This is a genomic window from Pseudomonas sp. LBUM920, from assembly GCF_003852315.1.
In the GTDB taxonomy this organism is placed as follows: Bacteria; Pseudomonadota; Gammaproteobacteria; order Pseudomonadales; family Pseudomonadaceae; genus Aquipseudomonas.
This window is the reverse complement of sequence record NZ_CP027762.1, coordinates 2859998-2884523: the sequence shown is the minus strand read 5'-3', so window position 1 is coordinate 2884523 and position 24526 is coordinate 2859998. Positions and strand designations below refer to the sequence as shown.

The 24526-nt window shown below is 61.6% G+C and carries 17 protein-coding genes; 10 read left to right on the top strand and 7 right to left on the bottom strand.

Annotated elements, in window-relative coordinates; translation table 11 throughout:
* The first annotated feature begins 81 nt into the window (after positions 1-81).
* Both C4J83_RS13345 and C4J83_RS13340 read left to right on the top strand, forming a co-directional pair.
* The gene (locus C4J83_RS13345; RefSeq protein ID WP_256660674.1) at positions 82-738 is read left to right on the top strand and encodes a hypothetical protein; all 657 of its coding nucleotides are present in this window, start codon (positions 82-84) and stop codon (positions 736-738) included.
* Between the two features lie 6 nt (positions 739-744).
* Positions 745-1440, top strand: coding sequence for a tetratricopeptide repeat protein (locus C4J83_RS13340; RefSeq protein WP_124417261.1), 696 nt, complete (start codon positions 745-747; stop codon positions 1438-1440).
* Positions 1441-1497: 57 nt separating this feature from the next.
* On the opposite strand, the gene C4J83_RS13335 is transcribed toward C4J83_RS13340, so the two are convergent.
* The 7 genes from C4J83_RS13335 to tpx all read right to left on the bottom strand — a co-directional run bounded on the left by C4J83_RS13335 (position 1498) and on the right by tpx (position 14344).
* The gene (locus C4J83_RS13335; RefSeq protein ID WP_124417260.1) at positions 1498-2244 is read right to left on the bottom strand and encodes an SDR family oxidoreductase; all 747 of its coding nucleotides are present in this window, start codon (positions 2242-2244) and stop codon (positions 1498-1500) included.
* Positions 2245-2298: 54 nt separating this feature from the next.
* Positions 2299-4395 carry a putative bifunctional diguanylate cyclase/phosphodiesterase gene (locus tag C4J83_RS13330; protein ID WP_106577890.1) on the bottom strand — a complete coding sequence of 699 codons (2097 nt, stop codon included), beginning with the start codon at positions 4393-4395 and terminating at the stop codon, positions 2299-2301.
* Positions 4396-4641: 246 nt separating this feature from the next.
* The gene (locus tag C4J83_RS13325) at positions 4642-6111 is read right to left on the bottom strand and encodes an efflux transporter outer membrane subunit (protein ID WP_106577889.1); all 1470 of its coding nucleotides are present in this window, start codon (positions 6109-6111) and stop codon (positions 4642-4644) included.
* Entirely contained in the window at positions 6108-9215 is a 3108-nt protein-coding gene (locus C4J83_RS13320; protein WP_119741899.1) for an efflux RND transporter permease subunit, read from the bottom strand. Before C4J83_RS13320 ends, C4J83_RS13325 begins: the two co-directional genes overlap by 4 nt.
* Entirely contained in the window at positions 9212-12313 is a 3102-nt protein-coding gene (locus tag C4J83_RS13315) for an MdtB/MuxB family multidrug efflux RND transporter permease subunit (RefSeq protein WP_124417259.1), read from the bottom strand. Before C4J83_RS13315 ends, C4J83_RS13320 begins: the two co-directional genes overlap by 4 nt.
* Positions 12310-13614 (bottom strand): MdtA/MuxA family multidrug efflux RND transporter periplasmic adaptor subunit, encoded by a 1305-nt coding sequence (locus tag C4J83_RS13310; protein WP_124417258.1) that lies wholly within the window; start codon positions 13612-13614, stop codon positions 12310-12312. Before C4J83_RS13310 ends, C4J83_RS13315 begins: the two co-directional genes overlap by 4 nt.
* A gap of 229 nt (positions 13615-13843) precedes the next feature.
* On the bottom strand, positions 13844-14344 hold the full coding sequence (gene tpx / locus C4J83_RS13305; RefSeq protein WP_106577885.1) for a thiol peroxidase: 501 nt from the start codon (positions 14342-14344) through the stop codon (positions 13844-13846).
* A 171-nt stretch (positions 14345-14515) separates the two neighbouring features.
* On the opposite strand from tpx, the gene C4J83_RS13300 reads away from it, so the two are divergent.
* From C4J83_RS13300 to xylB, 8 genes are all read left to right on the top strand, one after another.
* Complete coding sequence (locus tag C4J83_RS13300; RefSeq protein WP_106577884.1) at positions 14516-15805, top strand: glycosyltransferase; 1290 nt, start codon at positions 14516-14518, stop codon at positions 15803-15805.
* A 72-nt stretch (positions 15806-15877) separates the two neighbouring features.
* Entirely contained in the window at positions 15878-16783 is a 906-nt protein-coding gene (locus C4J83_RS13295; protein WP_106577883.1) for an AraC family transcriptional regulator, read from the top strand.
* Between the two features lie 217 nt (positions 16784-17000).
* The gene (locus C4J83_RS13290) at positions 17001-18284 is read left to right on the top strand and encodes an ABC transporter substrate-binding protein (protein WP_372239326.1); all 1284 of its coding nucleotides are present in this window, start codon (positions 17001-17003) and stop codon (positions 18282-18284) included.
* 207 nt (positions 18285-18491) lie between these two features.
* Positions 18492-19418 carry a carbohydrate ABC transporter permease gene (locus C4J83_RS13285; protein WP_106577881.1) on the top strand — a complete coding sequence of 309 codons (927 nt, stop codon included), beginning with the start codon at positions 18492-18494 and terminating at the stop codon, positions 19416-19418.
* Positions 19419-19428: 10 nt separating this feature from the next.
* Positions 19429-20259, top strand: a complete 831-nt coding sequence (locus tag C4J83_RS13280; RefSeq protein WP_016968929.1) for a carbohydrate ABC transporter permease — start codon at positions 19429-19431, stop codon at positions 20257-20259.
* Positions 20260-20296: 37 nt separating this feature from the next.
* Positions 20297-21400: an ABC transporter ATP-binding protein gene (locus tag C4J83_RS13275; protein WP_106577880.1), complete on the top strand. Its 1104-nt coding sequence runs from the start codon at positions 20297-20299 to the stop codon at positions 21398-21400.
* A 16-nt stretch (positions 21401-21416) separates the two neighbouring features.
* Positions 21417-22898 carry a mannitol dehydrogenase family protein gene (locus tag C4J83_RS13270; protein WP_124417256.1) on the top strand — a complete coding sequence of 494 codons (1482 nt, stop codon included), beginning with the start codon at positions 21417-21419 and terminating at the stop codon, positions 22896-22898.
* Positions 22899-23037: 139 nt separating this feature from the next.
* Complete coding sequence (xylB, locus tag C4J83_RS13265; RefSeq protein ID WP_124417255.1) at positions 23038-24519, top strand: xylulokinase; 1482 nt, start codon at positions 23038-23040, stop codon at positions 24517-24519.
* The last annotated feature ends 7 nt before the right edge of the window (positions 24520-24526 follow it).

The following is a 24526-nucleotide window of genomic DNA, read 5'->3' as shown; positions in this document are numbered from 1 at the left end:
GTCGGGCAACGCCCCTCCGGTTAGCGAAGACGTTTCAGCCTTGTTACACTCGCCGCCCCTCAACGCTCATGGATGACGCCGATGCTTCGCCCACTGTTATCCGCCCTTTGCTTGCTGGCGCTTGCCAGCCAGGCCCTGGGCCAAACCACTGCCGCCACCCCTGATCAGCTGTTCAGCGATTTCTCCCGCTGTGACGCACGCTTTTTCGAAACCCTCAACACCGCTTCCCTGCCCGCCGGCACCCTGCGCGTGGCCAAACAGGGCAACGTCAGCGCTCCATTGGTCATGAACCCACTGCAGGAAGGTGGTCGCTATCAGGCCTTTGAGCAACCGCTGATGGTCAACGGCGTGCGCCTTGTGGGGTATCACAATGAAGCCATGTCGCTGCCCAATGTCGGCAATTTGCTGTTCTGGGGATTCGTCGCCGAAGGTTCGGTGAGCGATGTTGCCGAGCACCTCAAGCCTTTGATCGCCGACCACGCACGTCTGGTAGCAGAACGAGGCAGCGTCAGCCGCGCCGATATTCGCCGGGTAGGCGACCCGATCGGCCAATGGCGCACCGAAGGTTTGGCGGGACCGGGCGTGGCCACGCCCTTTGGCTTTGTAGAGCGTACGCTGAGCCTGGAAAAAGGTCCGACCGAGGGGCGTACGAAGATCTTCTGCTCCTTGCAAGGCACCGTCACGCCTGCCCTGCTGCAAGTCTATCGCCCCGACCTCAACGCCAATCTGCTGGACTGACCAAGCATGCCTAACGCCTCTATTCGTGGTTTCGCCCTGCTGGCCGTTGCCGCAGTTGTCACCGGTTGCGCGCACCAGCCAACCCCCGCCGAACTCAACCTGCAGCATTGCGTCAACACCAGCAAGGCCATGAGAGCCGAGCAAAATCAGCAGGTGATTCAAGAGTCAGAGCTGTGCCTGACGAAGAACACCCTGCCGCCCAAAATCAAGAGCACCGTGTACCTGTTGCAGTCAGTGGCCTACACAAACCTCAAGCAGTATCCGCAAGCCATCAGCGCACGCGAAAAATCCATCGCCACCAACCCGCACCCCGAACCGCGTGCGACCCTGGAACTGAGCTACCTGTACCGCCTCAATGGCAACCCGCAAAAAGCCCTCGAACTGGTGCAGTCCAATCTGGATGCCGGCCTGGGTGAGAATGGCAAAGGCGCCGGGTTCAACATGCCGACGTTCTATCATTTGGGCCTGGCGCTCTACGACCTCGGCCAGTACCGCGAAGCCGCCGAAGCCTACAGCGCCGGACTGATCAAACAGCCTGACTACGCGTGGGCCTACTACCAGCGAGCGCTGGCTTACGACCGACTGGGCGACAAGGAAAACGCTCGACGCGACTTGACCCAGTTCGCCAAACGCGTCGACCCAAGCTCGGTGGAGGCGCAACACAAGGCCCAGTTGGCGGCGTATCAGATCAAGCTGCCCTGAACGTCACCGTGAGGCGCCCCTTGGGTGCCTCACTCAACAGCCGGCCAACAGCGGTGATCAGCGACCGCCGCCCAGGTCCAGGAAGGTGCCGGTGGTGTACGAGGCCTTGTCCGACAGTAACCAGATAATCGCCTCGGCCACTTCGTCCGGGCGCCCGCCACGGGCCATCGGAATGCCGGATTCAAGTTTGCTGACCCGGTCCGGATCACCACTCAGGGCGTGGAAGTCGGTAAAGATATAGCCGGGCCGCACGGCGTTAACGCGGATCCCTTCACCGGCAACTTCTTTCGACAGCCCCAGCGTGAAGGTGTCCAGTGCTCCCTTGGAGGCGGCATAGTCGACGTATTCACCCGGCGAACCCAGGCGCGCCGCCACTGACGACACGTTGACGATACTGCCACCCTGCCCGCCATGCCTTGGCGACATGCGCAGCACCGCATGCTTGGCGCACAGGATCGGCCCGAGCACGTTGGTTTTCATGATCTTGAGGATGCGGAATTCGGACATCTCGTCGACCCGCGACTTATGCCCCACGGTGCCGGCGTTGTTCACCAGCGCGGTGACGCGGCCCAGCTCGGCATCCACGCGACCGAACAGCGCGACCACTTCATCTTCGATGCTGACGTCCGCACGCACTGCAATCGCCTGGGCGCCGAGGGCGCGAACCTGTTCGAGCACGCTATGGGCGGCGTTTTCGTCGGACTGATAGTTGATGCAGATGCGGTAACCCTCGCGAGCGGCCAGCAATGCCGTCTCGGCGCCGATGCCGCGGCTGCCCCCAGTGATGATGACGACTTTGTCCATGCGTGCGGTCTCCTGACTCAACCTGATGTTTAGGGTTGGGGCCAAGAATACTCGTCACGCACGGCTTTTGTCAGGCGCTACCGCCTCTTCGGCACGCTGGATATCGGCCATGAAACCGTCAGCCGGCAAGGGATGCCCCAGCAGATAGCCTTGCAGCGAGTTGCACCCCAGGCGGGTGAGGAAACTCTGCTGCACATCGGTCTCCACGCCCTCGGCGACAATCCGCAGCCCCAGGGCCTGACCGAGGGCGACGATGGCCGAAACGATGGCGGCATCGTCGCTGTCGTGTTCCAGGTCGCGGACAAACCCGCGATCGATCTTCAGCTCATTGGCGGGCAGGCGCTTGAGGTACATCAGGCTCGAATAGCCGGTGCCGAAGTCATCGATGGACAGATCAACGCCCATGTCCGACAACTGCTGCAACACCGTCATGCTCGCGTCGGCGTCACTCATGGCAGTGGTTTCGGTAATTTCCAGGGTCAGGCTATTGGCCGGCAGCTGGTGACGGTCCAGGGCTGCGGCAACACTCTTGACCAGCCCGGCATGGCAAAACTGCAAGGCCGAGAGGTTTACCGCAATGCGCCAGTCTTCATAGCCCTGCGCATACCACAGACGCATCTGACGACAGGCTTCGTTCAATACCCACTCGCCGATAGGAATGATCAAACCGGTCTTTTCCGCCAGGTCGATAAACGTCGCAGGCAACAACAGCCCCTGCTGCGGATGCTCCCAGCGCAGCAAGGCTTCGGCGCCGACCGGGATGCCGCTCACCGCATCGAACTTGGGCTGGTAATACAGACAAAATTGCTCGTGCTCGAGGGCGTTGCGCAGGTCCTGCAATAACTGCAACTGCTTGCGCGCGTTGGTGTTCATCGACACATCGAAGAAACTGTAGCCGTTCTTGCCCATGCCCTTGGCGTGGTACATGGCGGCGTCGGCGTTCATCAACAACTCTTGCGGGTTGCTGCCGTTGCCCGGAAACAGCGCGATACCGATGCTGGCGGAGATTTTCAGTTCATGCTCGGCAACCTTGAAGGCACGGTTGATCAGGCCGACCTGACGTTCGGCGAGGCCGACGGCGTCGTCCGGCTGCGTCAATTGCACCAGCAACACAAACTCGTCCCCGCCGATACGGGCCAACGTGTCATGGCCGCGCAGGTCTTCGCGCAAGCGCAGGCCCACCTCGCGCAACAACTGGTCACCCATGTGGTGACCAAACGCATCGTTGACCGGTTTGAACCCATCCAGGTCGATAAACATCAGGGCAAAGCAACCGCCCTGCTCCTTCACCGCCTGAATGGCTTGCTGAATACGGTCGGCGAGCAACGTGCGATTGGGCAGGCCGGTGAGCATGTCGTGCAGGGCCAGGTGCGTCAGTTCCTGGTTGGCCAGGGTCAGGGAGTCGGCGAGTACGGCGGTGCGCGCCTCCAGGCGAGCGTCAAGCAACGAAGTCAGCAACGCGATGATCAATACCGCCAGCGTGGTCACCAGCACCAGGTTGTCCAGGCCCTTGCCACTCAGGCCCGTCAGTGCGGCGCCGCAGAAGCTGTTGTCATCAAAGCGCGCGGCAGCCATGCCGGTGTAGTGCATGCCCACGATTGCAATGCCCATCACCACGGCTGCGCCACCGCGTGCCAGGCGTACGTAAGGCGTGCTGCGACGCAAGTTGAAGGCGATCCACAGCGCAGCGCCGGACGCGACGACCGCGATCAACAATGAAGCGCCGAACAGGGTCGGGTCGTAGTCGATGCCCGGCGTCATGCGCATCGCGGCCATGCCGGTGTAGTGCATGCTGCTGATGCCCGCGCCCATAATCAGCGCACCGAACGCCAGTTGCCACGCCGGCAGGCGTGGCTGGCTGACCAGCCATAAGGCAAAGCCGCTGGACAACACGGCGATCAGCAGGGACAGCGCGGTAATGCCCAGGTCAAACCCGAGGGCAAACGGCAGGCGCAAGGCCAACATGCCGATAAAGTGCATGGACCACACGCCTACGCCCATCGCCAATGCGCCGCCCGTCATCCACACATACACGGCGCGGCCCCGGGCGGTCGCAAGACGGCCGGCGAGGTCCAGCGCGGTGTAGGACGCCAGGATCGCGACGAACAGGGAAATCACGACCAAGGAGGGGGAATAGCTACCGATCAGCATGGAATTTCTCAGAACTGACGGGCCTGGAGCGCCCGTGCCAAGTGGCAAAGCGGGCGATTGTAGCGAGAATAATTATGGGCGCGTTGATTAATTATCATGGGGCCACTAGTGGCGTTTTGACGTCAATCTACTGGCTTAATATTGCGGTGCTCGGGGGGTTGAAGTTGCGTCTGTATCGACGTCTTCGGCTCCGGGAGGGGCTTGCCCCCTCCCCCCTGCAGATGGCAGCAACGGACAGTTGCTCAATCACTCCTTGAACGCTACCTGCCCATCCCATCCACCGCCCAGCGCCGCAATCAACTGCACACTGGCCACCAACCGCGTCTGCAACAACGTCAGTACAGTCCGCTCATTGCTCAGGGCCGTAGCCTGCACCGTGACGACATCCAGATACGCAATCAACCCGGCCTTGTACTGATTCTGCGTCAACCGCAGCGATTCGCGCGCAGCTTCCAGCGCTTCATTGCTGACGACCGCCTCGTCCTCCAGCACCTTCAACTGCACCATGTAGTTTTCCACCTCGCGAAAACCATCCAGCACCGTCTGGCGATACTTGGCTACCGTCTCGTCATAGGAGGCCACGCTGCGATCGACCTCCGCCGAACGCTGCCCACCGTCGAACAACGTCATCGCCAACTTCGGCCCCACCGACCAGAAGCGGTTCGGCAAGCTGATCCAGTCGGCGTAGGTGCTGCTGGAATAGCCGCCCGCCAGACTCAAGGTCAAATCCGGATAATAAGCCGCCTTGGCCACACCGATATTTGCGTTTGCAGCGATCACCGCGCGCTCAGCCGAGGCAATGTCCGGACGGCGCTCCAACAGTTGCGACGGCAGGCTCACGGGAATCTGCGGCAACGCTGGAATATCTTTGCTCACCGCCAGGTTGAAGTTGGCCGGTGCCTCGCCGATCAACACCGCGATGGCGTTTTCCAACTGAGCCCGCTGCCAGATCAAGTCGATCAGGCTGGCCTGGGTGGTCTTGAGCTGAGTTTGCGCCTGAGCGATCGCATCCTTGCCGGACACACCGGCGCGGTATTGGTTTTCGGTCATTTGCAGCGAACGCTGATACGTGTCCAGCGTGGCTTGCAACAACCGCGTCTGTTCATCCATGACACGCAGTTGCAAGTAGTCCTGCACCAGCTCCGATTGCTGGCTCAAGCGCATCGCCGCCAAATCCGCCGAGCTGGCCTCGGCCGTGGCTTCATTGGCTTCCAGACCGCGACGCAATTTGCCCCACACATCTGCTTCCCAACTCACGCCCAGTTGCGCGTTGAGGGTGTCGCGGATACCGCTGCTGGAACTGCTCAGGCTGGCGTTACTGCTGCCGGTGCCCTGGCTCGCGCGGGTTTTTCCGGCACTCAGGTCCACCGTTGGAAAGAACGCACCGCGCGCGCTGCGCACCTGGGCCTGGGCCTGACGGAAACGCGCTTCGGCCTGGGCCACGGTCTGGTTGGCGTTGTTCAGGCGCGTCACCAGGTCATTCAGCTGGCGGTCGCCGTACAGCTCCCACCAGGCGCCCCGCGCCAGCGAATCGCTGGGCGTGGCCTGGCTCCAGCCCTGGGCTTCTTTGAACTGCACCGGCTCGATGACATCCGGGCGTTTGTAGTCAGGCCCGATGGCGCAAGCGCTGAGCAATGCGCCACACAGCAGGAGGCTGGCAACGCGCAAACCACGGGGCATGCTCATGGCCAATTGGGTCAAGGTTGAATCGCTCATAGCGCAGTGTCCAAGGCAGCATCGGTACGCACGCCGCGCCAGGCGTTGAAGCGGTGGCGCGCGCGGTCAAGATAGAGGTAAACCACCGGGGTGGTGTAAAGGGTCAGGATCTGGCTGAACACCAGGCCGCCGATAATCGTCAGGCCCAGCGGCTGGCGCATTTCCGCGCCGTCGCCGGAGCCGAGCAGCAATGGCAAGGCGCCGAGGATGGCGGCCAGCGTGGTCATCAGGATCGGGCGCAGGCGCAACAGGCAGGCACTGCGGATCGATTCCAACGGGCTCATGCCGTCATGGCGCTCCAGCTGCAGGGCCAGGTCGATCATCAGGATCGCGTTCTTCTTCACCACCCCGATCAACAGGAACAAGCCCAGCAGTGAGATCAGGCTGAACTCGCCGCCCAGCAGGTAGATCGAGAGCAACGCGCCGACACCGGCCGACGGCAAGGTCGAGAGGATGGTCAGCGGGTGAATGTAGCTTTCATACAGAATGCCCAACACCAGATAAACCGCCACCAGCGCGCCGAGGATCATGAACGGCTGGCCCTTCTGGGTCGCCGCAAACGCGTCGGCGGTGCCGGCCATCTTGGCGATCACGTCTTCGGGCAGGCCGACCTTGGCAATCGCGCGCTCGATGGCGGCCGTGCCCTGCTCCACCGTTACCCCGGGCGACATATCAAACGCGATGTTTTCCGAGGCGAACTGGCCTTCATGGCTGACCCGGTCGTCGGCCAGGCTGTTCTCGTAATGGGCAATGGTCGATAACGGCACCCGCGCACCGGTGGAGGTGATCACCTGCATCTGGTTCAGGGTGATCGGGTCCTGGGCGTATTTCGGGTTGACCTCCATCACCACCTGGTACTGGTTGAGGCTGTCGTAGATGGTGGAAATCTGCCGTTGGCTGTAGGCATTGTTCAGCACCGCCGTGACCATGCTCATGTCGATGCCCAAGCGCTTGGCCTGGTCACGGTCGACCACCAGCGTTACCTGCGCTGCACCACGGCCTTCACGGGCGTCGATGGCGGTCAGCTCCGGCAGCTCGCGCAACGCGGCGACCACTTTCGGGTACCACAGGCGCAACGCGGCCAGGTCACCACTTTGCAGGATGTAGGAATACTGCGCGCTGGTCTGGTCGCGACTGCCGCCAAATTGCAGGTCCTGGTCGGCCATCAGGAACAAGCGACCGCCCGGCACCAGCGGTACTTCCTTGCGAATACGCTCGATCACCGCCTGGGCCGAGATCTTGCGCTCGGCGATAGGCTTGAGGCGCACCAGCATCACCGCGTTGTTGGTGCCGTTGTTGCCGCCGATAAAGCCGGCCACGCTGAGCACCGCCGGGTCCTTGAGGACCGCCTTGCGAAAGGTCTCCATCTTCGGCTGCATCACGTTGAACGACAGCCCGTCGTCGCCGCGCACAAAGCCGATCAACTGACCGGTGTCCTGCTGCGGCATAAAGGTTTTCGGCACCACCACGTACAGCGCGATGTTCACGCCCACGGTAAGCAACAGGCTCAGCAGGGTCAGGCGTCGGTGACGCAGTACCCAGTCCAGGCTGGTGGCATACACCGCCACCATGCGCTCGTTGATCCTGTGGCTCCAGCGCTGCAAACCGCTCATATGCCCCTTGATGTGCGGTTTGAGCCAACGCGCGCAGAGCATCGGGGTCAAGGTCAGCGAGACGATCAGCGAGACGATGATCGCCGCCGACAAGGTGATGGAAAACTCTCGGAATAGGTTGGTGACGATACCGCCCATAAACAGGATGGACAGGAACACCGCCACCAGCGACACGTTCATCGACAACAAGGTAAAGCCGACTTCCTGCGCGCCCAGATACGCCGCCTTCATCGGCGGCACGCCGTCGTCGATATGCCGGGAAATGTTCTCCAGCACCACGATGGCATCGTCCACCACCAGGCCCGTGGCCAGAATCAGCGCCATCAGCGAGAAGTTGTTCAGCGAGAAGCCGAACAGGTACATCACCGCAAAGGTGCCCACCAACGACACCGGCACCGCCAGGGTCGGGATCAACGAAGCACGGAAATTGCCCAGGAACAGGTACACCACCAGCACCACCAGGGCCACGGCAATCAGCAAGGTCATCTCGGCTTCATGCAGGGTCGCGGTGATCACCGGGGAACGGTCCATGGCCAGGTTGAGCTTGACGCTGGACGGCAACACCGCCTGCAACGCCGGCAGCTGGGCCTTGATCTGCCGCACCGTCTCGATGATGTTGGCGCCGGACTGGCGGTTGATCACCAGCAGCACCGCCGAATCATTGTTGAAAAAGCCGCTGTTGTAGCGGTCTTCAACGCCGTCGCTGATTTTTGCCACGTCGCCCAGGCGCAAGGCCGCGCCGTTCTGGTAGCGAATCAGCAGCGGCTCGTAATCCTTGGCCTTTTCCAGTTGGTCGTTGGCCTGGATCTGCCAGTTGCGCTCGCTGTCTTCCAGCGAGCCCTTGGGCCGGCGCTGGTTGGCATTGGCAATGGTGTTGCGCACGTCGTCCAGGGCCACGCCGTACTGGTCGAGGGCCTTGGGTTCCAGCTCGATGCGCACCGCCGGCAGGGAGCTGCCGCCGATCTGCACTTCACCCACACCCGGCACCTGCGACAGGCTTTGCGAAAGAATGGTCGAGGCCAGGTCGTACAACTCGCCCTTTTGCAGCACGTCGGAGGTCAGCGACAGCACCATGATCGGCGCCTGGGACGGGTTGATCTTCTTGTAGGTCGGCATGCTGCGCATACCGCTGGGCAGCAGGTTGCGCGAAGCGTTGATGGCCGCCTGCACTTCGCGCGCCGCGCCGTTGATATCCCGGTCGGAGTCAAAGGCGAGGATTACCCGCGTCGAGCCCTGGCTCGACGAACTGCTCATGGTGGTGATGCCGGCAATCGCGCCGAACGAGCGCTCCAGCGGCGTGGCCACGGTGGACGCCATCACCTCGGGGCTGGCCCCGGGCAAACTGGCCGAGACCACGATCACCGGGAAGTCGATCTGCGGCAACGGCGACACCGGCAGCAAGTTGAAGCTGACGCCGCCGAGCAACATGATCGCCAGGCTCAGCAGCATGGTCGCTACCGGCCGGCGAATGAACGGTCCGGACAGGTTCATGACTCAACCGGCTCCAGGCTTTGCGGCTCTTTGCGCCAGCGGCGGCCAAGGCGGTCGAAGTACAGGTAGATCACCGGCGTGGTGAACAGGGTCAATACCTGGCTCACCAGCAAGCCGCCGACCATCACCAGGCCCAGGGGCTGGCGCAGCTCGGCGCCGGAGCCGGTGGCGAGCATCAACGGCACCGCACCGAACAGGGCGGCCAGGGTGGTCATCAGGATCGGCCGGAAACGCAGCAGCGCCGCCTGGTAGATCGCGGTCTGCGGGTCCAGGCCCTGGTTACGCTCGGCGTCGAGGGCGAAGTCGATCATCATGATCGCGTTCTTTTTCACGATACCGATCAGCAGGATGATGCCGATGATCGCGATCATGCCCAGGTCATTGCCGCTGAGCAGCAATGCCAGCAAGGCCCCCACCGCTGCCGACGGCAAGGTCGAAAGGATGGTGATCGGGTGGATGTAGCTCTCGTAGAGTACGCCCAGCACGATGTACATGGTGACCACCGCCGCCAGGATCAGCAGCAAGGTGCTCGACAGCGACGCTTCGAACGCCTGGGCCGCGCCCTGGAACTGGGTCTGCACCCCCACTGGCATGCCAATGTCTTTCTGGGTCTGGTTGATCAGCTCCACACCTTTGCCCAGCGCGACGCCGGGGGCCAGGTTGAACGACATCATCACCGCCGGGAACTGGCCGATGTGCGCGATCGCCAACTGCGCCTGGCGCTGCTCCACGTGGGCCAGGCTCGACAGGCGCACCTGGCCGCCGTCGGCGGTCTTCACGTGGATCTGGTTCAGCGCCGCCGGGCCGAGGGTTTCACCGGATTGGGCCTGCAAGACCACCCGGTACTGGCTGGCCTGCGTATAAATGGTGGAAATCTGCCGCTGGCCAAAGGCGTCGTACAGTGCGTCGGTGATGGTCGATACGCTGACGCCCAGGCGCGAAGCGGCGTCGCGGTCGATCACCAGGAACACCTGCAGGCCTTTGTCCTGCAGGTCGCTGGCGACGTCGGTAAGTTCCGGCAACTGGCTGAGGGCGTGTACCAGCTTGTCGCTCCACAGCGCCAGCAGGTCGGCGTCGGGCGACGACATGCTGAATTGGTACTGGGTACGGCTGACGCGGTCTTCGATCGTCAGGTCCTGCACCGGCTGCATGAACAGGCGAATGCCCACCAGCTTGTCGATTTCCGGCTGCAGCCGTGTGATCACCTGGGCCGCACTCAAGTCGCGCTGGCCGTGCGCCTTGAGGTTGATCAACAGGCGCCCGCTGTTGAGGGTGGCGTTATCGCCATCCACACCAATATAGGACGACAGGCTTTCCACCGCTGGATCAGCCAGGATCACCTTGGCCAGCTCTTGCTGGCGCTGGCTCATCGCGGCAAACGAAATCGACTGCGGCGCTTCGGAAATACCCTGGATGACCCCGGTGTCCTGCACCGGGAAGAAGCCCTTGGGCACCACCAGGTACAGCACGACCGTCAGGCCCAGGGTGGCGATGGCCACCAGCAAGGTCAGCGGCTGGTGCCTGAGCACCCACTGCAACTTGCGCCCGTAGGCTTCGATCAGCCAGTCGATCCAGGCGCCGCTGGCCTTGTAGAAACGGCCCTGTTCTTCTTCCTTGGGTTCGCGCTTGAGCAGCCGCGCGCACATCATCGGCGTGAGCGTCAGCGAGACCACCAGGGAAATCAGGATCGCCACCGCCAGGGTGATCGCGAACTCGCGGAACAGCCGCCCCACCACGTCAGCCATGAACAACAGCGGGATCAACACCGCGATCAGCGACAGGGTCAGGGAAATCAGGGTGAAGCCGATCTGCTTGGCGCCCTTGAGCGCAGCATTGAGCGGCGTCTCGCCCTCCTCGATATAGCGCGAGATGTTCTCCAGCATCACGATGGCATCGTCCACCACAAAACCGGTGGCGATGGTCAGGGCCATCAGCGTGAGGTTGTTGACGGAGAAGCCCGCCAGGTACATCACGCCAAAGGTGCCGATCAGCGACAGCGGCACGGCGATGGACGGAATGATCGTGGCGCTGACACGGCGTAAAAACAGAAACGTCACCATCACCACCAAGGCAATGGCGATCAGCAATTCATGTTGCACATCGGTGACCGAGGCGCGGATGGTCTGGGTACGGTCGGTGAGCACCGTCACGTCCAGGCCGGCCGGCAGGTTTTCGGTGATGCTCGGCAGCAACGCCTTGATACGGTCGACGACCTCAATCACGTTGGCGCCCGGCTGGCGCTGGATATTCAGCAGCACGGCCTGGTTTTCGTTGGCCCAGGCGGCAAGGCGCTCGTTTTCGGCGCCGTCGACGATCTGTGCCACATCCTTGAGGCGCAGGGGTGCGCCATTGTTGTAGGCCAGGATCAATTCGGCGTATTGCTGGGGCGAGACCAACTGGTCGTTGGCGTCCAGCATCGACACCCGCGTCGGGCCGTCGAAGTTGCCTTTAGGCTGGTTGACGTTGGACGCGGCGATCAGCGTGCGCACGTCCGACAGGTTCAAGCCATTGGCGGCCAGGGCCTCGGGGTTGACCTTGATGCGCACGGCCTGGCGTTGGCCGCCGGCGATGCTGACCATGCCGACGCCACTGATCTGGGCAATCTTTTGCGCCATGCGCGTATCCACCAAGTCATTGAGCTTGGGCAGCAGCATGGTCTTGGAGGTAATCGCCAGAGTCAGCACCGGGGTGTCCGCGGGGTTGACCTTGTTGTACACCGGCGGTGCCGGCAAATCCTTGGGCAGCAGGTTGGTCGCGGCGTTGATCGCGGCCTGCACCTGTTGCTCGGCGACATCCATATTGATGTCGAGGTTGAAACGCAAGGTCAGCACCGACGCACCGCCCGAGCTGGTGGACGCCATTTGGGTCAGGCCGGGCATTTGCCCGAACTGGCGCTCAAGCGGCGCGGTGACCGCGCTGGTCATCACATCGGGGCTGGCGCCGGGGTACAGGGTCATCACCCGGATGGTTGGGTAATCCACCTGGGGCAAGGCCGACACCGGCAGCAAGCGATAGGAAATGATGCCGGCCAGGACAATGGCCAGCATGCTCAGCGTGGTGGCAACCGGGCGAAGGATAAACAACCGCGACAGGTTCATGAACCGACCTTTTGCGCCTTGCCGGCGTTAGCGCCGGTCTCCCCTTTTGCCGCAGGCTTGCCTTGCAGGTGCTCGGTCGGGGTGGTCGGCACGTCGCTGCTGTCGTTGACCACTTCGATTTCGCTGCCATCCTTCAAGCGGTCGGTGCCTTCCATCACCACACGGTCGCCGGCCGCCAGGCCTTCCTTGATCACGGTGTTGTCGCCATCAGTATCGCCGACCACCAGTGGCTGGACCTTGACCTTCTTGTCGCCGTCGAGCTTGTAGACGAAGGTGCCGTTGTTGCCAAACTGAATCGCGGCAGACGGCGCCAGCACCACGTTGTGCAGGGTGTCGGCGAGCAGGTGCACGTTGACGAACTGGTTGGGGAACAGCGCCTGGTCCTTGTTATCGAAGCGGCCCTTGAATTTCAGGGTACCGGTGGTCACGTCGATCTGGTTGTCCAGGCTTTGCAGCACACCCACGGCCTGTTTTTTGGCGTCGCCACGGTCCCAGGCCTCCACCGGCAGCTTGTTGCCGGCGTGGTAACGGGCAAGGACGGTGTCCAGGGTGTTTTCCGGCAGGGTGAAAACCACACTGATCGGCTGCGTCTGGGTGATCACCGCCAGGAAGGTCGTGTCGTTGGCCGCCACCAGGTTGCCCACGTCGACCTGGCGCAAGCCCACACGGCCACCGATAGGCGCGCGGATCTTGGTGAATTCGAGGTTGAGCTTGGCGTCGTCCACTGCGCCCTGGTTGGTCTTGACCGTGCCCTGATATTGCAGGACCAGCGCTTCGGCGGTGTCCAGGGTCTGCTTGGCGATACTGTCCTGGGCATACAGGTCGCGGTAACGCTGGACATCAACCTGGGCGTTTTTCAACTGCGCCTGGTTTTGCAACAGCGTGCCCTGGGCCTGCAGCAAGGCATTCTGGTAGCTGCGCGGGTCGATTTCCGCCAGCAGGTCGCCAGCCTTGACCATCTGCCCTTCTTCAAAGGCAATCTTCACCAGCTCACCGCCCACCCGGCTGCGTACGTTAATGGTATTGAGCGCGGTGACCGTGCCCAATGCCTTGTAGTACACCGGGAACTCACCCAGCACCGCCGGCGCCACGCGCACGGGAATCGGGCCGGTGGAACCCCCGAAGCCCGGGCGCATCATCCCCGACTTGCCGGCATGCCCGGCCGGTTTTTTCTCGCCGGCATCCTTGTGGCTGCCGGGCCAGAACTTCCAGCACAGGACGGCGATAACCAGCAGCACGAGCAGGCCGAACAGCCAGCGGCGGGAGTTGCGGGGGGAGGATTGCATGGAGTGATCAACCATTGGGCGCGAGAGCTTCTACTTTGGGAGGCTGAAAGATAAGCACTGAGGCGCATTAAGAAAAGCGCCTTTACCGGCTATTTACCTTGGATTACAACTTTTAACTTCTGGCCTTAGTTTATGGGCTATTTAGCTAAGCCGCTGACTCTAAATGAAAACGGCCTGGACTAGGCCAGGCCGCAATCATCTATCAAGCGTGTTACTGCGAAAAGACAGTAATGCGCTGAAACAGTTACTTCAAAACAGCCAGGGCGGCTTCGTAGTTCGGCTCTTGGCCGATTTCGCTGACCAACTCGCTGTGCAGCACGTTGTTGTTTTCGTCCAGTACCACAACGGCACGGGCGGTCAGGCCGCGCAGCGCGCCTTCGACAATCGACACACCGTAGTCAACGGCGAAGCCCGGGTCGCGGAAATCCGACAGGTTCTTCACGTTTTCCAGGCCTTCAGTGCCGCAGAAACGGGCCTGGGCAAACGGCAGGTCGCTGGAAATGCACAGCACCACGGCATTGTTCAGGTCGTTGGCCTGAGCATTGAACTTGCGTACCGAAGTGGCGCAGGTTGGGGTGTCAACACTTGGGAAGATGTTGAGTACTTTGCGCTTGCCGGCGAATGTGGCCAGGGTTGCGTCCGACAGGTCGCCGGCAGTCAGGATGAAATCGGGGGCCTGGGTACCGGTTTGCGGCAGCTCGCCTTCAACCTTGATTGGGTTACCACGATGGGTGACTTGAGCCATGAAGAGAATCCTTATGCTGGGTTTATTGAAACGAATTCGAGACGCAGAAGTTAACCACAAACGGGCGAAGCTACCTATGGCCGGGCGTAAATTGTCATGCGGGCGCCCGATTAACAACGGCTATGGTTTAATTGCGCGCTTTTCGCCCGCCCTTCAAGGAATCCGTTGTTGATGAATCAGCCCGCCACCAAAGTCCTGGTCATTGGTTATGTCTGGCCGGAACCACGCTCCTCGGCCGCCGGCGGGCACATGATGCAGATATTGCAGAGCTTCCTGGACCAGGGCTGGGACATCACGTTCAGCAGCCCGGCAACCGTGGGCGAGCACAAGGCCGACTTGCCGGCGCTGGGCATCACCGAATGCGCCATCGAACTCAATAACAGCAGTTTCGATGATTTTATTCGCGAGCTGGCCCCGGATATCGTGGTATTCGACCGCTTCATGATGGAAGAGCAATTCGGCTGGCGCGTAGAGAAATGCTGCCCCGACGCCCTGCGCGTGCTGGAAACGTCCGATTTGCAAAGCCTGCGTGACGCTCGCCACCAGCGTTTCAAGGACCACCTCAAGGCCCACCCCGAGAGCGATGACTTCAGTGCGCTGTTCAATCCGGCGTTAAAGGAAGAATTCCGGCGGATGGCCGACACCGACCTGGCCAAGCGCGAAATCGCGGCGATTTACCGCTGTGATATCAGCCTGGTGATCTCCGACGTGGAAATCCGCCTGCTCACCGAACAGTTCAAAGTGCCCGCCGCCCTGCTCCACGGGTGCCCGTTGATGCTGGAACCGCCGACCGAACCCTTCGCACCGTTCGAGGACCGTGCGCACTTTCTGAGCATTGGCAACTTCCGCCATGCGCCCAACTGGGATGCGGTGTTATGGATGAAGAGCAGCCTGTGGCCGCTGATCCGTCAGCAATTACCAGGCGCGCAGTTACATATCTACGGTTCCTACACCCCGCCCAAGGCCACGGCATTGCACAACCCAGCGCAAGGGTTTCATGTGATGAACTGGGCCGAAGACGCCCTGCAAGTCATGAGCGCCGCGCGTATCTGCCTGGCACCGCTGCGCTTCGGCGCCGGGATCAAGGGCAAGCTGATGGACGCAATGCTCTGCGGCACGCCGAATGTCACCACGCCCATCGGTGCCGAAGGCATGGGTGATGAGCAACCGTGGCCGGGTGCGATCGAACACAGCGCGCCGGCCCTGGCAGCCGCCGCCGTGGCGCTGTACCAGGACCGCGAACGGTGGACCCAGGCCCAGGAGGATGGCCGGCGCCTGCTTGCCCGCCGCTACGACCAGGCCCTGCACGGCCCGGCGCTGGTGCAATGCCTGGAGCAGTGCCGCCTCCGGCTCGCGGCCCATCGCCGGGACAACTTCACCGGCAGCATGCTGCGCCACCATGCGCATAAAAGTACGCAGTACATGTCCCAGTGGATCGAGGCCAAAAACCGCAGCGTCTAGCCATCGAGGCTGGCGAGGTCGCGCGCAAGGGGGCATTATCCCTGGCAGCAACCACAATAAAGCGACGGCAGCATGACCCGAGCAACGCGAATCACCGACCCTTCCTACGAGCTGATGGACGATCACAACGGTCTGTCCATCATCTATCGCCAACACGGCTTCCCGTGCCCGCTGGTGCGCTGGCATTTCCACAAGGAATACGAGCTGCACTTGATTGTCGCCAGCTCCGGCAAGGTGTTTATCGGCGATTACATCGGCAATTTTTATCCGGAAAGCCTGTTCCTCACCGGCCCCAACCTGCCCCACAACTGGATCAGCCAGGTGGAGGAAGACGAGGTCGTGCCCAAGCGCGACATGCTGGTCAACTTTACCGATGAGCTGTTCGAGGGCGGCAGTCAGATCTTTACCGAGCTCAAGAGCCTCGCGCCGTTGCTTGAGCGCGCACAATACGGCATCGAGTTCCGCTGCAAAAAAACCATCGCCCAAGCCATGACGTTGATGCAGCGCATCGAAGACGCCCAGGGCATGGCGCGCCTGGGGCACTTTTTTATCTTGCTGGAAGTGCTGAGTGCGTGTGAGCACTACCAATTATTGTCTGGCGTGACCACGCCGCAACTGGCGGATGAGCACAGCATCGACCGCACCAACCGCGCGGTGGACTACATTTTCGCCCACTACGCCCGCGAGTTATCGCTGGAGGAAGTCGCGGAATACCTGGGGATGAAGCCGACGTATTTTTCCCGCGTATTCAAACAGGCCACGGGGCGCACGTTTATCGAGTTCGTAAACCGGTTGCGCATCAGCAAGTCCTGCGAATTGCTGGCAGACGGCGATAAAGCCGTGACCGACGTGTGCTTCGAGTCGGGTTTCAACAACATCTCCAACTTCAATCGGCGCTTTCAGCAGCTCAAAGGCATGACGCCCTCCCACTACCGGCGCCTGGCGGTGCAGCGGCTGACGGAACAAAACCTGGCTTAACTGTTTCAGCAACCTGGCTGATGAGTGCAAAAAAGTATCAGTCCAAGTGCGCCCAAGGATTTGTCATAACCCCATTTGAAGGCTGTAATCAACGCACACTCTTCCTGACTGTTCGTAGGAAGACACAACAACAATAACTGTCCTTCTGTAGCCCCTGGGCGCAGAAATGGAGTGCGCGATGAAGTTCACAGCAAAAACGCTGCTTGCCTGTTCTTGCATGACTGTATGCATGACCCTCAGCGCCGTCAGTTTTGGCGCGCAAACCCTGACCATTGCCACCGTCAACAACAGCGACATGATCCGCATGCAAAAACTCTCGAAGACCTTCGAGACCGAGCATCCGGACATCAAGTTGAACTGGGTGGTGCTCGAAGAAAACGTGCTGCGCCAACGCCTGACCACCGACATCGCCACCCAGGGCGGACAGTTCGACGTGTTGACCATTGGCATGTACGAAGCCGCACTCTGGGGCGCCAAGGGCTGGCTGGAGCCGATGAAAGATCTGCCGGCGTCCTACGACCTCGACGATGTTTTCCCTTCAGTGCGTGACGGTTTGTCCGTCAAGGGCTCGCTGTACGCCCTGCCGTTCTACGCCGAAAGCTCGATCACCTACTACCGCACCGACCTGTTCAAGGACGCCGGGCTGACCATGCCCGAGCACCCGACCTGGACCCAGATCGGCGAATTCGCGGCCAAACTCACCGACAAGACCAAAGAGCAGTACGGCCTGTGCCTGCGCGGCAAAGCCGGTTGGGGTGAGAATATGGCGCTGATCACGACCCTGGCCAACGGCTACGGCGCGCGCTGGTTCGATGAGAAGTGGCAACCCGAATTCAACGGTCCCGAGTGGAAGGACGCGCTGAACTTCTACGTCGACAACATGAAGAAATCCGGCCCGCCGGGTGCATCCAGCAACGGTTTCAACGAAAACCTGGCGCTGTTCAACAGCGGCAAGTGCGCGATTTGGGTCGATGCCAGCGTGGCCGGCTCGTTTGTCACCGACAAGACTCAGAGCAAGGTCTCCGATCACGTGGGCTTCACCTTTGCCCCGCACGAGACGACCGACAAGGGCACGTCGTGGCTGTACTCCTGGAGCCTGGCGATTCCCACCAGCTCCAAAGCCAAGGACGCGGCCAAGGTCTTCACCAGTTGGGCAACGTCCAAGGAATACAACCAGCTCGTGGCCAAGACCGACGGCATTGCCAACGTACCACCAGGCACGCGCAAGTCGACCTACAGCGACGAATACATGAAGGCCGCGCCGTTTGCCAAGGTAACGCTGGAATCGCTGAAAGTCGCCGACCCGACCAAACCGACCCTCAAGCCGGTGCCGTATATCGGTATCCAGTTGGTGACCATTCCTGAATTCCAGGCCATTGGTACCCAGGTCGGCAAGTTCTTCTCGGGCGCGCTGACCGGTCAGCAAACGGTGGATCAAGCCTTGACCGCCGCGCAGACCACCACCGAGCGTGAAATGAAGCGGGCGGGCTATCCCAAATAAGCGGGTTCATCCCTGTCAATGTGGGAACGGCTTTATGTAGGCGCTGCTTTCATGTGGGAGCTGGCTTGCCTGCGATACAGACACCTCGGTCTTTCTGTTTAAACCGAGTTGATGCCATCGCAGGCAAGCCAGCTCCCACACAAGCCAGCGCCCACATTGACCGCGCTTCGACTCTAGTTTTGCATGTACCTGACTGGTTCTGATCCTATGAATACCACCACTGCCAAAGTGCAAACCGCCGCGCCTGAAAAGCCGCGTAAAAGCCGCCTGGCCAACCCCGGCTGGTTCCTTGTCAGCCCCTCGGTGGCCTTGCTGCTGCTGTGGATGATCGTGCCGCTGGGCATGACCCTGTACTTTTCGCTGATCCGCTACAACCTGCTCTACCCCGGCGAAAACCAATTCGTGGGCCTGGAAAACTTCACTTACTTCATCACCGATTCAGGCTTCCTGCCCGGCGCCACCAATACGTTGCTGCTGGTGGGCAGCGTGCTGTTGATCAGCGTGGTGTTCGGCGTGTTGATCAGCGCCCTGCTCGAGGCCAGTGAGTTTTTCGGCCGTGGCGTGGTGCGGGTGATGTTGATTTCACCGTTCTTCATCATGCCCACCGTCGGTGCGCTGATCTGGAAGAACCTGATTTTTCACCCGGTGTCGGGGATTCTCGCCGCCGTGTGGAAGCTGTTCGGCGCCGAGCCCGTGGACTGGCTGGCGCACTACCCGTTGCTGTCGATCATCATCATCGTGTCGTGGCAATGGCTGCCCTTCGCCATCCTGCTGCTGATGACCGCCATGCAGTCCCTGGACCAGGAACAAAAGGAAGCCGCACGCCTGGACGGAGCCGGCGCCATCGCGATCTTCTGGCACCTGACCCTGCCCCACCTGGCGCGCCCGATTGCCGTGGTGGTGATGATCGAAACGATCTTCCTGCTCTCGGTGTTTGCCGAAATCTTCACCACCACCAACGGTGGTCCGGGTTACGCCTCGACCAACCTCGCCTACCTGATCTACAACCAGGCGCTGGTGCAGTTCGACGTGGGCATGGCCTCGGCCGGCGGCTTGATTGCCGTGGTCATCGCCAACATCGCGGCGATCATCCTGGTGCGGATGATCGGCAAAAACCTGACTGACAAGCCTTGAGGGCCGCGCCATGACGCTTCAACAATCCCGCCGCCTGCAAAGCCTGTTGCTCGGCACCCTGGCCTGGGCCATCGCGATCCTGATTTTCTTCCCGATCTTCTGGATGGTGTTGACCAGCTTCAAGACCGAAATCGACGCGTTCGCCACCCCGCCGCAGTTCATCTTCACGCCGACGCTGGAGAATTACCTGCACATCAACGAGCGCAGCAACTACTTCGCCTACGCCTGGAACTCAGTGGTGATTTCGTTCAGCGCCACGGCCTTGTGCCTGCTGATTTCGGTACCGGCCGCCTACTCCATGGCGTTCTACGAAACCCAGCGCACCAAGGGCACGCTGCTGTGGATGCTGTCCACTAAGATGCTGCCGCCGGTGGGCGTGCTGATGCCGATCTACCTGCTGGCCAAGAGCTTTGGCCTGCTGGATACGCGCATCGCGCTGATCATCATCTACACCCTGATCAACCTGCCGATTGTGGTGTGGATGGTTTACACCTACTTCAAAGACATCCCCAAGGACATCCTCGAAGCCGCGCGCCTGGATGGCGCTACGCTGTGGCAGGAAATGGTCCGCGTGCTGCTGCCGATTGCCAAGGGTGGCCTGGCCTCCACGGTATTGCTGTCGCTGATCCTGTGCTGGAACGAGGCGTTCTGGTCGTTGAACCTGACCTCCTCGAATGCCGCACCGCTGACCGCGCTGATCGCCTCCTACTCCAGCCCCGAAGGCTTGTTCTGGGCCAAATTGTCCGCCGTGTCGACCCTGGCCTGTGCGCCGATCCTGATTTTCGGCTGGATCAGCCAGAAACAGCTGGTGCGCGGTTTGTCCTTCGGCGCCGTCAAGTAACGGTTTCTTATAAAAATTCCAAGTGGAGGCCCATCCCATGGCCAACCTGAAAATCAAGAATCTGCAAAAAGGCTTCGAAGGCTTTTCCATCATCAAGGGCATCGACCTGGAAGTGAACGACAAGGAATTCGTCGTGTTCGTTGGCCCGTCGGGCTGCGGCAAATCCACCCTGCTGCGCCTGATTGCGGGCCTTGAAGAAGTCACCGAAGGCACCATCGAGCTGGATGGCCGCGACATCACCGAAGTCACCCCGGCCAAGCGCGACCTGGCGATGGTGTTCCAGACCTACGCGCTGTACCCGCACATGAGCGTGCGCAAGAACATGTCGTTTGCCCTGGACCTGGCCGGCGTCGACAAGAAGCTGGTGGAAAGCAAGGTCAGCGAAGCGGCGCGCATTCTCGAGCTCGGCCCGCTGCTGGAGCGCAAGCCCAAACAGTTGTCCGGCGGCCAGCGTCAGCGTGTGGCCATCGGCCGCGCGATTGTGCGTAACCCGAAGATCTTCCTGTTCGATGAACCGCTGTCCAACCTCGACGCCGCCCTGCGCGTGCAAATGCGCCTGGAACTGGCGCGCCTGCATAAAGAGCTGCAGGCGACCATGATTTACGTGACCCACGACCAGGTCGAAGCCATGACGCTGGCCGACAAAGTGGTGGTGCTCAACAGCGGCCGCATTGAACAAGTCGGCTCGCCGCTGGAGCTGTACCACCAGCCGGCCAACCTGTTTGTGGCAGGCTTTCTGGGCACGCCGAAAATGGGCTTTCTCAAGGGCAAGGTCACCCGTGTCGAAGGCCAGGGCTGCGAGGTGCAACTGGACGCCGGCACCACCATCAGCCTGCCATTGAGCGGCGCCACCCTGAGCGTCGGCAGCGCGGTGACCTTGGGCATTCGTCCGGAGCATCTGGAAATCGCCTCGCCCGGCCAAACCACGCTGACCGTCACCGCCGACGTCGGCGAACGCCTGGGCAGCGACACCTTCTGCCACGTGATCACCGCCAACGGCGAGCCGCTGACCATGCGGATTCGTGGCGACATGGCCAGCCAGTATGGCGAGACCCTGCACCTGCACCTGGACCCGGCGCACTGCCATCTGTTCGACACCGACGGCGTGGCCGTGGCCCGTCCACTGCGCGCTGCCGCCTGATTTCGCGAGATTTGTGATGAAACTGAATAAGCAGAACCTGACCCAACTGGCGCCGCAAGTGAAGGTCCCGTCCTATGCGATTGCCAGCACCACGCAGGGCATCGCGCATATCGGCGTCGGCGGTTTCCACCGCGCGCACCAGGCGTATTACACCGATGCCTTGATGAACACGGGCGAGGGCCTTGACTGGAGCATCTGCGGGGTCGGCCTGCGCGCCGAAGACCGCAGGGCTCGCGATGACCTGGCTGGCCAGGATTACCTGTTCACCCTGTATGAACTGGGCGACACCAACGACACCGAAGTGCGCGTGATCGGCTCGATCAGCGACATGCTGCTGGCCGAAGACGGCGCCCAGGCGTTGATCGACAAGCTCGCCGCCCCGCAGATTCGCATCGTTTCGTTGACCATCACCGAAGGCGGCTACTGCATCGACGACAGCAACGGCGAGTTCATGGCCCACTTGCCGCAGATCCAGCATGACCTGGCGCACCCCAAATCGCCGAAAACCGTGTTCGGCTTTATCTGCGCGGCGCTTACCCAACGCCGCGCGGCCGGTGTGCCGGCGTTTACCGTCATGTCCTGCGATAACCTGCCGCACAACGGCGCCGTCACGCGCAAAGCGCTGCTGGCTTTCGCCGCCCTGCACAACGCCGAGCTGCACGATTGGATCAAGGCCAACGTGAGCTTCCCGAACGCCATGGTCGACCGCATCACGCCGATGACCAGCACCGCCCACCGCTTGCAGCTGCATGACGAGCATGGCATCGACGATGCCTGGCCGGTGGTGTGCGAACCCTTTGTGCAGTGGGTGCTGGAAGACAAGTTCGTCAATGGACGCCCGGCCTGGGAAAAGGTCGGCGTACAGTTCACCGATGACGTCACGCCCTACGAAGAGATGAAGATTGGCCTGCTCAATGGCAGCCACCTGGCCCTGACGTACCTGGGTTTTCTCAAGGGTTACCGGTTTGTGCACGAGACCATGAACGACCCGGTGTTTGTCGCTTACATGCGCGCCTATATGGATCTGGACGTCACGCCAAACCTGGCGCCGGTGCCGGGCATCGACCTCGCCGAATACAAGCAGACCCTGGTGGATCGCTTCTCCAATCAGGCGATTGCCGACCAGTTGGAGCGGGTGTGTTCGGACGGTTCGTCGAAGTTTCCCAAGTTCACCGTGCCCACGATCAATCGCTTGATTGCTGATGGACGTGAGACTGACCGCGCGGCGCTGGTGGTCGCGGCCTGGGCGCTGTATTTGAAAGGTGTGGATGAGAATGGGGTGAGCTACACGATCCCGGATCCGCGTGCGCAGTTTTGCCAGGATTTGGTGAGTGATGATGCGTTGATCAGCCAGCGATTGTTGGGTGTGGAGGAGATCTTTGGCAAGGCTATTCCCAATTCTCCTGAGTTTGTGGCAGCGTTTGAGCGGTGCTATGCAAGCCTGCGCGACAAGGGCGTTACCCAAACCCTGCAAAACCTCTTGAAGAAATCGGCTTAACAATGTGGCAGGGGGCTTGCCCCCGATGGCGGTGTATCAGTCAAATACCCATCACTGACCCACTGCTTTCGGGGGCAAGCCCCCTCCCACATTTGATCGGGTTTTCAATCCAAAAAACCACACTGCTGAGCACTCCACCATGACCCGGCAAAACCTTTACCTTGGCATCGACTGCGGCACCCAAGGCACCAAAGCCATCGTCCTCGACGCCACCAGCGGCAAGGTACTGGGCCTGGGCGCCGCCGCGCACACGCTGATCAGCGGCGCCAATGGCCGGCGCGAACAACATACCCAGGAATGGCTGGACGCCTTTACCGAAGCCACGCACCGCGCCTTGCAACAGGCCGGCGTGGACGGCCAGGACATCCTCGGCATCGGCGTTTCCGGCCAGCAGCACGGGCTGGTGCTGCTGGATGACCAAGGCCAGGTGCTGCGCCCGGCCAAACTGTGGTGCGACACCGAAACCGCACCCGAAAACGACCGCCTGCTGCAACACCTGGGTGGCGAAAGCGGCTCCCTGGAACGCCTCGGCGTGGCGATTGCACCGGGTTACACCGTGTCCAAACTGCTGTGGACCCGCGAGCAGCACCCGGACGTGTTCGCACGCATCGCGCATATTTTGCTGCCCCATGATTACCTCAACTTCTGGCTCACCGGCCGCGCCGTCGCAGAATTCGGCGATGCGTCGGGCACCGGCTATTTCAACGTGCGCACGCGCGAATGGGACGTGGCGCTGCTTCAGCACATCGACCCCAGCGGCCGCCTGCAAGCTGCCTTGCCTGAACTGATCGAGGCGCATCAAAGCGTGGGCACGATCCTGCCAGCCATCGCCGAACGCCTGGGCATCAACCCCAACGCCCGCGTCTCCAGTGGCGGCGGCGACAACATGATGGGCGCCATCGGCACCGGCAACATCGCACCGGGCGTGATTACCATGAGCCTGGGTTCGTCGGGCACCGTGTATGCGTTTGCCGATCAGCCGACTGTGAGCCCACAAGCGTCGGTGGCGACTTTCTGCTCCTCCAGCGGCGGCTGGTTGCCATTGATTTGCACGATGAACCTGACCAACGCCACCGGCGTGATTCGCGAACTGTTCGACCTCGACCTGGCCGCCTTCAACGCCTTGGTCGCCCAAGCCCCCATCGGCGCCGACGGCGTCAGCATGCTGCCCTTTCTGAACGGCGAACGTGTGCCCGCCCTGCCCCACGCCACCGGCAGCGTGCACGGCTTGACCATGACCAACCTGACGCGCGCCAACCTCTGCCGTGCGGTAGTCGAGGGCACCACCTTTGGCCTGCGTTATGGCCTGGACCTGCTGCGCCAGACCGGCCTGCAAAGCCTGCGCATCCGCCTGATCGGCGGCGGTTCAAAAAGCCCGGTGTGGCGCCAGATGGTCGCCGATATCATGAACACCGAAGTCGTCTGCACCGAACAAAGCGAAGCCGCCGCCCTGGGCGCGGCGATCCAGGCGGCGTGGAGCCAGTCCGGCGAGTCCCTGGCCAGCTTGTGCGACAAATGCGTAAGCGTCGACCCGGCCAGCCGCACGCTGCCGGTGGCGGCCAGTGTCAGTGCCTACCAACACGCTTACGAGCGCTATCAACAACTCGTGGCAACCCTTTAAGAGCGAA

Bases quoted from the DNA above. Each gene is read 5' to 3' on its own strand.
- C4J83_RS13315 (WP_124417259.1), bottom strand. From the start codon at position 12,313: ATGAACCTGTCGCGGTTGTTTATCCTTCGCCCGGTTGCCACCACGCTG.
- C4J83_RS13340 (WP_124417261.1), top strand. From the start codon at position 745: ATGCCTAACGCCTCTATTCGTGGTTTCGCCCTGCTGGCCGTTGCCGCA.
- C4J83_RS13270 (WP_124417256.1), top strand. From the start codon at position 21,417: ATGAAACTGAATAAGCAGAACCTGACCCAACTGGCGCCGCAAGTGAAG.
- C4J83_RS13325 (WP_106577889.1), bottom strand. From the start codon at position 6,111: ATGAGCGATTCAACCTTGACCCAATTGGCCATGAGCATGCCCCGTGGT.
- C4J83_RS13285 (WP_106577881.1), top strand. From the start codon at position 18,492: ATGAATACCACCACTGCCAAAGTGCAAACCGCCGCGCCTGAAAAGCCG.
- xylB (WP_124417255.1), top strand. From the start codon at position 23,038: ATGACCCGGCAAAACCTTTACCTTGGCATCGACTGCGGCACCCAAGGC.
- C4J83_RS13345 (WP_256660674.1), top strand. From the start codon at position 82: ATGCTTCGCCCACTGTTATCCGCCCTTTGCTTGCTGGCGCTTGCCAGC.
- C4J83_RS13335 (WP_124417260.1), bottom strand. From the start codon at position 2,244: ATGGACAAAGTCGTCATCATCACTGGGGGCAGCCGCGGCATCGGCGCC.
- C4J83_RS13280 (WP_016968929.1), top strand. From the start codon at position 19,429: ATGACGCTTCAACAATCCCGCCGCCTGCAAAGCCTGTTGCTCGGCACC.
- C4J83_RS13290 (WP_372239326.1), top strand. From the start codon at position 17,001: ATGACTGTATGCATGACCCTCAGCGCCGTCAGTTTTGGCGCGCAAACC.
- C4J83_RS13300 (WP_106577884.1), top strand. From the start codon at position 14,516: ATGAATCAGCCCGCCACCAAAGTCCTGGTCATTGGTTATGTCTGGCCG.
- C4J83_RS13275 (WP_106577880.1), top strand. From the start codon at position 20,297: ATGGCCAACCTGAAAATCAAGAATCTGCAAAAAGGCTTCGAAGGCTTT.
- C4J83_RS13320 (WP_119741899.1), bottom strand. From the start codon at position 9,215: ATGAACCTGTCCGGACCGTTCATTCGCCGGCCGGTAGCGACCATGCTG.
- C4J83_RS13310 (WP_124417258.1), bottom strand. From the start codon at position 13,614: ATGGTTGATCACTCCATGCAATCCTCCCCCCGCAACTCCCGCCGCTGG.
- C4J83_RS13330 (WP_106577890.1), bottom strand. From the start codon at position 4,395: ATGCTGATCGGTAGCTATTCCCCCTCCTTGGTCGTGATTTCCCTGTTC.
- tpx (WP_106577885.1), bottom strand. From the start codon at position 14,344: ATGGCTCAAGTCACCCATCGTGGTAACCCAATCAAGGTTGAAGGCGAG.
- C4J83_RS13295 (WP_106577883.1), top strand. From the start codon at position 15,878: ATGACCCGAGCAACGCGAATCACCGACCCTTCCTACGAGCTGATGGAC.